Origin of the sequence: Pedobacter sp. (assembly GCF_031119335.1) — a bacterium.
Lineage (GTDB): Bacteria > Bacteroidota > Bacteroidia > Sphingobacteriales > Sphingobacteriaceae > Pedobacter.
Genome location: NZ_JAVHXT010000017.1, coordinates 99,691 through 109,391 on the forward strand (window position 1 = coordinate 99,691; position 9,701 = coordinate 109,391).

General features: G+C 37.7%; 9 protein-coding genes. 4 read left to right on the forward strand and 5 right to left on the reverse strand.

The features are described from left to right. Nucleotides 1-37: 37 nt before the first annotated feature. Complete coding sequence (locus tag REI64_RS16085) at nucleotides 38-955, forward strand: NAD(P)/FAD-dependent oxidoreductase (protein WP_308851163.1); 918 nt, start codon at nucleotides 38-40, stop codon at nucleotides 953-955. Between the two features lie 157 nt (nucleotides 956-1,112). Here the strand turns inward: REI64_RS16085 and REI64_RS16090 are convergent, their stop codons facing one another. Continuing rightward, nucleotides 1,113-1,595, reverse strand: coding sequence for a low affinity iron permease family protein (locus REI64_RS16090; protein ID WP_308851164.1), 483 nt, complete (start codon nucleotides 1,593-1,595; stop codon nucleotides 1,113-1,115). 199 nt (nucleotides 1,596-1,794) lie between these two features. Next, on the reverse strand, nucleotides 1,795-2,874 hold the full coding sequence (gene fbaA, locus REI64_RS16095) for a class II fructose-bisphosphate aldolase (protein ID WP_308851165.1): 1,080 nt from the start codon (nucleotides 2,872-2,874) through the stop codon (nucleotides 1,795-1,797). An 832-nt stretch (nucleotides 2,875-3,706) separates the two neighbouring features. Between fbaA and accD the strand changes: the two genes are divergently transcribed. After that, nucleotides 3,707-4,552: an acetyl-CoA carboxylase, carboxyltransferase subunit beta gene (gene accD / locus REI64_RS16100; RefSeq protein WP_308851166.1), complete on the forward strand. Its 846-nt coding sequence runs from the start codon at nucleotides 3,707-3,709 to the stop codon at nucleotides 4,550-4,552. Between the two features lie 239 nt (nucleotides 4,553-4,791). Next, a complete protein-coding gene (locus REI64_RS16105; protein WP_308851167.1) occupies nucleotides 4,792-5,469 on the forward strand; it encodes a DUF4304 domain-containing protein in 678 nt (225 codons plus the stop codon). Nucleotides 5,470-5,793: 324 nt separating this feature from the next. On the opposite strand, the gene ychF is transcribed toward REI64_RS16105, so the two are convergent. Beyond that, nucleotides 5,794-6,888: a redox-regulated ATPase YchF gene (ychF, locus tag REI64_RS16110; RefSeq protein ID WP_308851168.1), complete on the reverse strand. Its 1,095-nt coding sequence runs from the start codon at nucleotides 6,886-6,888 to the stop codon at nucleotides 5,794-5,796. Nucleotides 6,889-7,408: 520 nt separating this feature from the next. Between ychF and REI64_RS16115 the strand changes: the two genes are divergently transcribed. Next, nucleotides 7,409-7,876 (forward strand): DUF5362 family protein, encoded by a 468-nt coding sequence (locus REI64_RS16115; RefSeq protein WP_308851169.1) that lies wholly within the window; start codon nucleotides 7,409-7,411, stop codon nucleotides 7,874-7,876. Nucleotides 7,877-7,879: 3 nt separating this feature from the next. Here the strand turns inward: REI64_RS16115 and REI64_RS16120 are convergent, their stop codons facing one another. Both REI64_RS16120 and REI64_RS16125 read right to left on the reverse strand, forming a co-directional pair. Next, nucleotides 7,880-8,794 (reverse strand): serine hydrolase, encoded by a 915-nt coding sequence (locus tag REI64_RS16120; RefSeq protein ID WP_308851170.1) that lies wholly within the window; start codon nucleotides 8,792-8,794, stop codon nucleotides 7,880-7,882. A 182-nt stretch (nucleotides 8,795-8,976) separates the two neighbouring features. Continuing rightward, the gene (locus tag REI64_RS16125; protein WP_308851171.1) at nucleotides 8,977-9,300 is read right to left on the reverse strand and encodes a DUF3276 family protein; all 324 of its coding nucleotides are present in this window, start codon (nucleotides 9,298-9,300) and stop codon (nucleotides 8,977-8,979) included. Between the last annotated feature and the right edge of the window lie 401 nt (nucleotides 9,301-9,701).

The window sequence follows — 9,701 nt, forward strand, 5'->3', positions numbered from 1 at the left end:
AATTAATTACGTTTGTTCAATTATAATTGAGCAAAATATGGCAAATCAACAAAATTTCGATGTAATCATCATAGGCGGAAGCTATGCGGGCTTATCTGCGGCAATGGCCTTGGGCAGATCAATAAAAAAAGTTTTAATAATTGACAGTGGTAATCCATGTAATAAACAAACACCACATTCGCACAATTTCCTTACACAAGATGGCAAAACTCCGAAGGAAATTTCGGAGCTGGCAAAATCGCAGGTTGCCAATTATGATACTGCTTCTTTTGTAAATGATATTGCTATTGAAGGTAAAAAGATCGATAACGGTTTTGAGATCACAACTCAATCTAAACAGATTTTCTCAGGCAGAAAGTTGATTTTTGCTACGGGGGTTAAAGATGAAATGCCCAATATTGATGGTTTTGCCGAATGCTGGGGAATTAGTGTAATTCACTGTCCGTATTGCCACGGATACGAAGTTCGTAATCAGAAAACTGGTTTATTTGCCAATGGAAATATGGCTTACGAATTTGGTAAACTGCTCTGGAACTGGACTAAGTACCTCACTATTTACACCAACGGAAAGTCGGGTTTAAGCGGTGAACAAATAAAAACCTTAGCCAGTAGAAATATCGGTGTAGTAGAAAAAGAGATTGTAAAAATTTCACATCAAGAAGGCCAAATTCAAGAACTGATATTTTCAGATGGTAGCACTCAAAAATTGGATGCCTTATACGCTAAGATACCATTTACACAACATAGCAATATACCAGAAAGCTTAGGCTGCGAGTTCACAGAAATGGGGCTTATACAAGTAGATGCTTTTCAAAAAACCACAGTAGATAACATATTTGCTGCTGGCGATAGTACCTGCATGATGCGGGCTGTAGCAAATGCAGTTTACGCCGGCAACATGGCTGGAGCTGCCGTGAGTAAGGAGTTAATAGCGGAAGAGTTTGGAAGGAATTAGTGATTAAATAGAGCATATTAATAAAACACCCCAGTCTTCGACCACCCTCCGACTAGTCGGAGGGAATTGTATATGGCATTCCCCTCTCTCAGAGGGGTGCCCAACGGGCGGGTGTTTCATCCCTATGTAATCCACAATCTGTGCATCTGTGGCTAACTCAATCCCTCTTCCCATCATTCACCACGTCTTTTATCATTTTCACCATCTTTTGGCGATGCAGTTTCTTAGCCACATCAATAGAATGCGATTGATGGATGTCAGCATCATCATCGGCCAACTTAGCCAAAGTAGCGTAAAACTTATGGAATTGGTCTAGTTCTTCTTCGGTTAAATCTTCAATATCCACCATCCTATTACTGGCTTTCTCGTGAGAAGCAATCAGCTCATTCAACTTCAATTGAATGGCTTTTCCATCTTTATTCTGTGCTTTTTGGATCAAGAAAACCATTAGGAAAGTGATAATTGTAGTGCCCGTATTGATTACCAATTGCCAAGTTTCAGAGTAATGAAAAATTGGACCCGAAACTGCCCAGATTACCACGATAGCTACCGCAGAGATAAAAGCTGGCGAACTTCCTGTAAACTTGGTAGCAGCATTTGAAAATCTCTCAAACAAGCTGACTTTATTTTTTGTGCTCATGTTTTAAGTTTTAGACTAGAAATTTACGGAATTATAAGGAATGTTTAGTTCTATCGTCATTGCGAGGCACGAAGCAATCCTACAACTTTAGTGATATAACTTTTAAGATTGCTTCGTGCCTCGCAATTACGGGCTATTAGCAAACAAAAAAGCCATCCCGACATTTCGGGATGGCTTTAAATATACGTGATGCTAAATCTTACAATTTATCATTTGCGTTAACGCAGTTCAAATCTTCGAAAGCTACTTTTAAACGAGCAACAAACGCTTCTTCCGATTTACGCAACCACACACGTGGATCGTAGAATTTCTTGTTAGGTTTATCTTCGCCATCAGGGTTACCAATCTGACCTTGCAAATAAGCTTCGTTCTTTTTGTAGAAGCCTAAAATACCATCCCAAAAAGCCCATTGCAAATCTGTGTCGATGTTCATTTTAATTGCTCCGTAAGAAATTGCCTCTCTAATTTCTTCTTGCGAAGAACCAGAACCACCGTGGAATACAAAGTTAATTGGCTTCTCAGCAGTTAAGCTATATTTCTCTTTGATAAAATCTTGAGAATTTTTTAAAATGATTGGTTGTAATTTCACATTACCTGGCTTATATACGCCATGTACGTTACCAAAAGCTGCCGCAACCGTAAACTGGTCGCTTACTTTGCTCAGTTCTTCGTAAGCGTAAGCAACTTCACTTGGTTGCGTATATAATTTAGAGCTATCTACATCGCTGTTATCCACACCATCTTCTTCACCACCAGTTACACCTAACTCAATCTCTATAGTCATACCTAGTTTTTTCATGCGCTCTAGGTATTTGGCAGAAATTTCGATGTTTTCTTCAATTGGCTCTTCAGAAAGATCCAACATGTGCGATGAGAACAAAGGTTTACCAGTTTCGGCAAAGAATTTTTCACCGTGGTCTAACAAGCCATCAATCCAAGGTAACAACTTTTTAGCAGCGTGGTCAGTGTGCAAAATAACCGCAACACCGTAATGCTCTGCCAATAAATGCACATGCTTAGCAGCAGAAACAGCGCCTAAAACACAAGCTTGTAGATTGTCGTTATTTAAGGTTTTGCCAGCATAAAACTGTGCACCACCGTTAGACAATTGGATAATTACCGGCGAATTTACCGCCTTCGCAGTTTCCATTACCGCATTAATCGTATTGGTTCCTGTTACGTTTACTGCTGGAAGTGCAAATTGATGTTTTTTGGCCTGCTCAAACAATTCTTGAACTGCAGTCCCGTGGATTACGCCTTTGTAGCCTTTTAAACTCATTTTATATTTAGTTTTATTATTGTTTCGAAGTTAGGAAAATTAATCTAACAACTAATGTTCGTTCACAAATGTAATTAAATTTTACTTATTGTCAATTATACACTAAGGCTTGTTTTCTGGTTAATCGTTTTAATTGGTTATTTGGCTAATTGTGTTTCCCGAAGTATCCTATCGTGTGGACACAAATATTAGCAAATGCCATTTTTCCTCCCCCTGCCCCCTCTTAGAGGGGGATATGCAAAATGCTTAAGCGCTATGTGTCCCCCTTTGGAGGGGGATTCAAGGGGGAGGAATGAGATGTGTCCACACGATAGGAAGTATCGGGATTTCGCATTGCTCAACATTTGTTAATTGGTTCATTAGTTGGTTGCTTGTTCATTGAGATTTGATTTTTGATAATTTATTTTTGAAAAGCAATTGCCGTTTTCCAAACGTTCCGCTAGTCCCGCTTTCCGTTGCAATCTTTTTGTTGCAATTGCCACTCAACTTTGTCATGCTGAGCTTGTCGAAGCATCTGCTTATTATAAACAACCCTTCGACAAGCTCAGGGTGACACCAACAAAAAGTATTTTCACTGCAATCGGGTTTGGAGAACTTCAACCTGTGCACAACATTTGCATTTTAAACCCGACAGTAGCGAACACGTATCCCGATTTTTCATCGGGAGAAGTAAAGCGGATGGCGGGGCTGAACTTAAATAGGAGTACTATACTATCTTTTCAAATAACAATAATGAAACTGTAAATTAAAAACTGGTGTTTATTAACTGAAAACTGCGTTTTGCGTTAATTTTTTTTTTCGTTTCTTTGTAATCGCATTTTAAAAAATACACATGTCTTGGTTTAAAAGAGAGAATAAAGGGATTAGCACTAGTACAGACGAGAAGAAAGAGGCGCCAGATGGCTTATGGAACAAGTGTCCGAGCTGCAAGAAAGCCCTTCACAGTGCCGACCTTCAAGAAAGCAAGTGGGTTTGTCAATACTGCAGTTACCACCTACGCGTAGGTTCTAAAGAATATTTCAACGTACTTTTTGATAATAATGAGTTTACAGAGCTAGATGCCAATTTAACTTCTGGCGATCCGTTAAGTTTTGTAGATAGCAAACCTTACACTGATAGGATTGTAGAAACCACCAAAAAAACGGGCTTAAAAGATGCTATCCGTGCTGCTTATGGCAAAATAGATGGTGAAGATATCGTAATTGCTTGTATGGACTTCAATTTCATTGGTGGTTCTATGGGCTCTGTAGTGGGCGAAAAAATCGCTCGTTCTATTGACTACAGCTTGAAAAAGAAAATTCCTTTCTTGATGATTTCTAAATCTGGTGGCGCACGTATGATGGAGGCTGCATTTTCATTAATGCAAATGGCTAAAACATCGGCAAAACTGGCTTTGTTAAGTCAGGCAAAAATTCCTTACATTTCGTTATTAACCGACCCAACCACAGGTGGTGTAACAGCTTCTTATGCCATGTTGGGCGATATCAATATTGCAGAACCAGGAGCATTAATCGGTTTCGCTGGTCCTCGTGTAATTAAAGAAACGATTAAAAAAGATTTGCCGAAAGGTTTCCAAACTTCAGAATTTGTTTTGGAGCACGGTTTCCTAGATTTTATTGTAGATCGTAGAGAAATGAAAGCTAAATTGGCTACTTTCTTGAAAATGATGAAGAAATAGAGTTAATTGTTCGATTGTTGAACTGTTTAACTGATAAAGGAAAGCAGGGTTGTACATATGAAATGCCGGCCCTGCTTTTTTGGTTTAAGGTCTACTTCCCCATTCTCATTTTCCGAGCAAATATTTATATTTACCGTAGAGCAGTTGCGCCAATCCTACCATTTTAGGCGGGATTGGCGTAATATAATTGCGCAAATACACTAGTTAGTGGCAATTTAAAGACAACCTTCACGAATAAAATGAACGCAAGCGAATTCAAAAAGCTTTCAACAAAATTTTTGGCTCCACGACTTAGGGAAAAAGGATGGAAAGGAAGCGGTTTTAATTTTTATAGAACTACCGAAAATAACATTATACAAATTTTGGGTATTCAAGGTTCGTGGTATGGAGGCTTAGTTTGTTGTGAGACAGCCATTCACTTTGACTTTATTCCTGATTTAGCAGGTAAAACTGACCCAAGTAAAGTTTCTTATGCAAGTTGCTTGGTTAGACAAAGACTTAGCCCAAAAGGAGAAGGAGATTATCACTGGACATTCCGAGACAATGAAGATGACAATATCAAATCTTTAAATCAAATATTTGAAGCGTTAGAAAAATTTGGAGAAAAATTCTATCAAGACTTCAATAATTTTCCTACCCCATTTGACAGAATAAAACCTAATGATTTTTTGACTAGCAAGAGAGTTGTTCTTTTAGACAAATACTACGTTTATAGTGAGTTCAATTTTATTTGGTTACTAAAAGAGATAAACTTAAAAATTAATAGACCAGAAATTGCTAAAGAGTTTTCTGAAATAGGAATTGACAAAGCTTCAACTTACTACAATAAACTAATTGACGAAACGAAAAGTAAAAAGCAAAAAGAATTGACGAAAGTATTTTTAGACAACTTAACTAATCAATTAAAAATAGAATAAACTGCCACTAACACGGGTTTTGCGTCAGGCGGGCTGACGTGCAAACTTGGAGTTTTGTGCTTCTAATAAACTTTGGCAATAAATTGAAGCTTTGTGCTCCGAAACCCGCCCGAACGCAAAGCCCGAAACCGTTAGCAGCCATTATATGACGAAAATTCAGTAATGCCAAGAGAGTGGGGCTGAACGGCTTTGAATACACATTGCACCATAATTTCCGAGCTAAGTAATCTCTAAATCCTCTCAAAGACGAAAAAACCAAAACGCCCTTAGATTTTGCAATCTAAGGGCGTTTCTATCAAAGTCCCCATTTAGGGATTTAGGGGGTTACACATTAAATCTAAAGTGCATGATATCACCATCTTCTACCACATAAGCTTTACCTTCTACACCTAATTTACCAGCTTCTTTACATGCATTTTCAGAACCTAAGGTTACAAAATCATTGTATTTAATTACCTCTGCACGGATAAAACCTTTCTCAAAATCGGTGTGGATCACACCTGCAGCTTGCGGAGCAGTGAAACCCTTGGTAATGGTCCAGGCTCTTACTTCTTGTACACCAGCAGTGAAATAAGTATATAAATCTAACAAACGATATGCAGCTCTAATCAGCTTTGCTACACCAGATTCATCTAAGCCTAAATCTTGCAAAAAGATCTGGCGTTCTTCGTAATCTTCCAATTCAGCAATTTCCGATTCGATTTTAGCAGAGATAATCAACACCTCGGCATTTTCGTTAGCTACCGCGGCTTTAACTTTCTCTACATAAGCATTTCCAGTTACTACCGATGCCTCATCTACGTTACAAACGTACATTACTGGTTTTTGGGTTAACAAACCTAATCCACCAATAAATTCAAAATCTTCTACAGATAAGTTTGCAGAACGAACAGAATTACCAGTTTCTAAATGGTCTTTCACTACCGACAAGATATCGAATTCTTTCTTCGCATCTTTATCGTTTTTAGCTTGCTTTTCTATCTTTTGGATACGCTTGCTTACCGTATCTAAATCTTTTAATTGTAACTCGGTATCAATAATTTCCTTATCACGAATTGGATCTACAGAACCATCAACGTGAATGATATTTCCATCATCAAAGCAACGTAAAACGTGAATAATAGCATTAGTAGCTCTGATATTTCCCAAAAACTGGTTACCCAAGCCCTCTCCTTTCGAAGCACCTTTTACCAGACCTGCGATATCAACAATTTCGATCGTATTAGGAACTACACGTTGTGGTTTTACCAGTTCTGTTAGTTTGTTTAAACGCTCGTCTGGAACGGTAATTACGCCCACATTTGGTTCTATTGTACAGAAAGGGAAGTTAGCAGATTGCGCCTTTGCGTTAGATAAACAGTTAAATAAAGTCGATTTACCTACGTTTGGTAAGCCTACTATACCACATTGTAATGCCATTATATTTTACGATTTTAGATTTACGATTTCAGATTGTTCTTAGCAATCCAAAATCAAGGCGCAAAGATAAGTAATTGTTTTATTGTTTTATTGCCTGATTATTTTATTGTTGTAACATTGAAATTTGCCCGGTTCAAATGTTATCACGAACTCGAATGGTCATTTTCCAAAAAACCTTCCAACCTTAATTAGAAAAGCAAAACCCCACTTACAATTAAAGCCAGCCCTTCTTTCCGCTAAATCCCCCGATGAAGAATCGGGGGTATACCGCTCCAATAAGGTTTATTTTACAGAAAGCATTACAACTATCTACTTTTCAGCCTGCAAACGTATCAATAATGTCACCCCTTCGGGGTTGTTCTTACAAATTTTCTGTTTGCTATAATAATATCACCACTTCGTGGTTTAATAAATTTAAAACGTATTATTGATTCCAACCCTCAAACCCTCCAACCTTCCAACCTTCCAACCTTCCAACTCTAAAAATAAATCCCTAGCTTAGCACCTAGAATACAAAGCAATGGAAGATCAAGAGCAGTTTCAAGACCTAGAAAATCAAAAACACCCTCAGCTAATCGTAACAGAAGACATGCGTAGTTATATCTACGATATGGCCAAATGGGCAAATTTCTTAGGTATTGTAGGCTTTGTAATTTCGGCTTTTTTGCTGCTAGCAGCATTAACCGTTGGTCCAACCATTAATGCCAACCCCGAAATGGGAAAAATGCTTGGTCAATTAGGAGCAATGGATGGCACTACTATTTCCATTGTATTTTTATTCTATGGTTTACTGATCTTCTATCCTAGCCTTTTGATGGTTCGCTACGCAATGAAAGCCAAACAAGGTGTATTGTACGGCGAACAAGAAAATCTGAACGAAGCGATGAACAGGTTAAAATCGCTTTTTAAGTACTTTGGTGTTTTAGCAATTGTATTTATCGGGCTTTATGTGGTTACGTTATTTTCGGCAGTTTTAGGTGGAATTTAGATCTTAGTGGTACTTTTCCATACCTTTTGCTGGCTCCCAGTTACTTTTTGGCTCAAAATAGTTCCAAAGCATTTTACTCAATTTGCGTACTAACACTTCACCTTCATTATCGTATTGCCATCTGGTATCTTTTTGATTTTTTGTGGTGATGCAGAAAATGTAATCGCCGTGTGGTGCATTTACTAAAACTACCTCAGAACGAGAAGCGTTAACTGCACCCGATTTAGATGCTACTTGTACATAAGGTGGAATTTCAGACAGCGCTTCATTATCAAAATAAATGCGGATCAGGTTTCTGTAAATACGTTCTGATGCCGCCGGGCTAATCATTTTACCATCTCTAATTAAAGTTAGCAAAGTTGCCATTTCTCTTGGCGTTGTTTGGCCCCAACCATATTTACGCTGGTTAGCTTGGCGATCTGGGGTTCTAGAATTCACACGAGTATGCTGAAGACCGTACTGCTCCATCAGTTTATTAATAGCTACACCAGTTCCTGCTAAACTTTGGCACCATAAACTTGCCGTATTATCACTGGTAGTGATCATCAGCATCAACACCTTAGCTAACCAAATCTTTTCACCGTTTTTAAACGAACCCAGAATATCCTCGCCAGCATAAAGCAAACTGTCTTTGTAGGTTAATTGTGCTTTATAATCCAATTCTCCTTTCTCAATTTTATCGAAAATTCCACAGGTAATAGGCACTTTGATCATGCTGGCAGTCGGGAAAATGGTATCAGCGTTTAGCGCAGCTATTTTTCCGGTTTTTAAGGATTTTACATAAATCCCAACATCACCATTAAAACCTTGGGCCAAATCGGCAATCATTTTAGTAAGCTTGGTATCTATTTTTTCTGTTTGAGCAAAAGCTGTGAAGGATATTAAACAGGCTACAAAAAATACGGATAACTGTTTCATAATTTTTGGGAGTTTTCTTTGCCACAGATGCACAGATGAATTTATTTATATTTTAAAATAGGAATAAATTAATCAAAAAAATCAACGTTCTAAATCCGTACATCTGTGGCTAAAAATTTGGCGATTTGTTTAAACAAAAAATCCCTCCCAAATGGGAAGGATTATATTTTTATCGAGTAATTTTAGAATGAAAAATCGTCATCAGCTTTTGCTGCGTATTCTGGGTTTTCAGAGAACTCGTAGCGTTTTTCTACAACTTCTTGGCGAGATTTGATATAATCTACTGTTTCTGTTAACCCCTCTGTAAATTTCTCGAAATCTTCTTTGTACAAGAAAATTTTGTGCTTTACAAAAACGCCATCTTCTAATCTTTTCTTACTCTCGGTTAACGTAAGGTAATAGTCACCTGAACGTGTAGCTTTTACATCAAAAAAATAAGTACGTTTACCCGCTCTTACTTTCTTCGAAAAAACCTCTTCTCTCTCTTTGTTGTCGAAATCTCCCATTTTATTATTGTGTGTAGTGGTTTTGGTTGGGGTAAATATAATGTAATAATTCCCAACTTTCAAAATAGAAATGACAGTAAATGTTGATTTATTTTGATATTTTATAAGAAACTGTTTAAAAATTGGCTAATATAACAGGCTGAGGTTGGTGAAGACATCAAATTCTAGCTAGAACTCAATGTCATTATGCTATGCGTTAGCGAGGACGCCAAGACTTAATTTTGCAACCGTTGGCGTCCCTGCCAACGGATTAAGCTTTCTTAACTTAATGACATTGAACCAGAACTATAGGCCGGGTGTCCTTCACCTGCCTAAGTGTTTTTTCAATGAAATTTAAACATTTTCTTAACCCGTAGTGCATTATACTTTTTTTAATTTGAAAAACATAACATTCTTACCTA

What these genes read in the sequence shown, in the direction of transcription:
- REI64_RS16120 (WP_308851170.1), bottom strand. Translation starts at nt 8,794, where the DNA reads ATGAAACAGTTATCCGTATTTTTTGTAGCCTGTTTAATATCCTTCACA.
- REI64_RS16115 (WP_308851169.1), top strand. Translation starts at nt 7,409, where the DNA reads ATGGAAGATCAAGAGCAGTTTCAAGACCTAGAAAATCAAAAACACCCT.
- REI64_RS16085 (WP_308851163.1), top strand. Translation starts at nt 38, where the DNA reads ATGGCAAATCAACAAAATTTCGATGTAATCATCATAGGCGGAAGCTAT.
- REI64_RS16090 (WP_308851164.1), bottom strand. Translation starts at nt 1,595, where the DNA reads ATGAGCACAAAAAATAAAGTCAGCTTGTTTGAGAGATTTTCAAATGCT.
- ychF (WP_308851168.1), bottom strand. Translation starts at nt 6,888, where the DNA reads ATGGCATTACAATGTGGTATAGTAGGCTTACCAAACGTAGGTAAATCG.
- accD (WP_308851166.1), top strand. Translation starts at nt 3,707, where the DNA reads ATGTCTTGGTTTAAAAGAGAGAATAAAGGGATTAGCACTAGTACAGAC.
- REI64_RS16105 (WP_308851167.1), top strand. Translation starts at nt 4,792, where the DNA reads ATGAACGCAAGCGAATTCAAAAAGCTTTCAACAAAATTTTTGGCTCCA.
- fbaA (WP_308851165.1), bottom strand. Translation starts at nt 2,874, where the DNA reads ATGAGTTTAAAAGGCTACAAAGGCGTAATCCACGGGACTGCAGTTCAA.
- REI64_RS16125 (WP_308851171.1), bottom strand. Translation starts at nt 9,300, where the DNA reads ATGGGAGATTTCGACAACAAAGAGAGAGAAGAGGTTTTTTCGAAGAAA.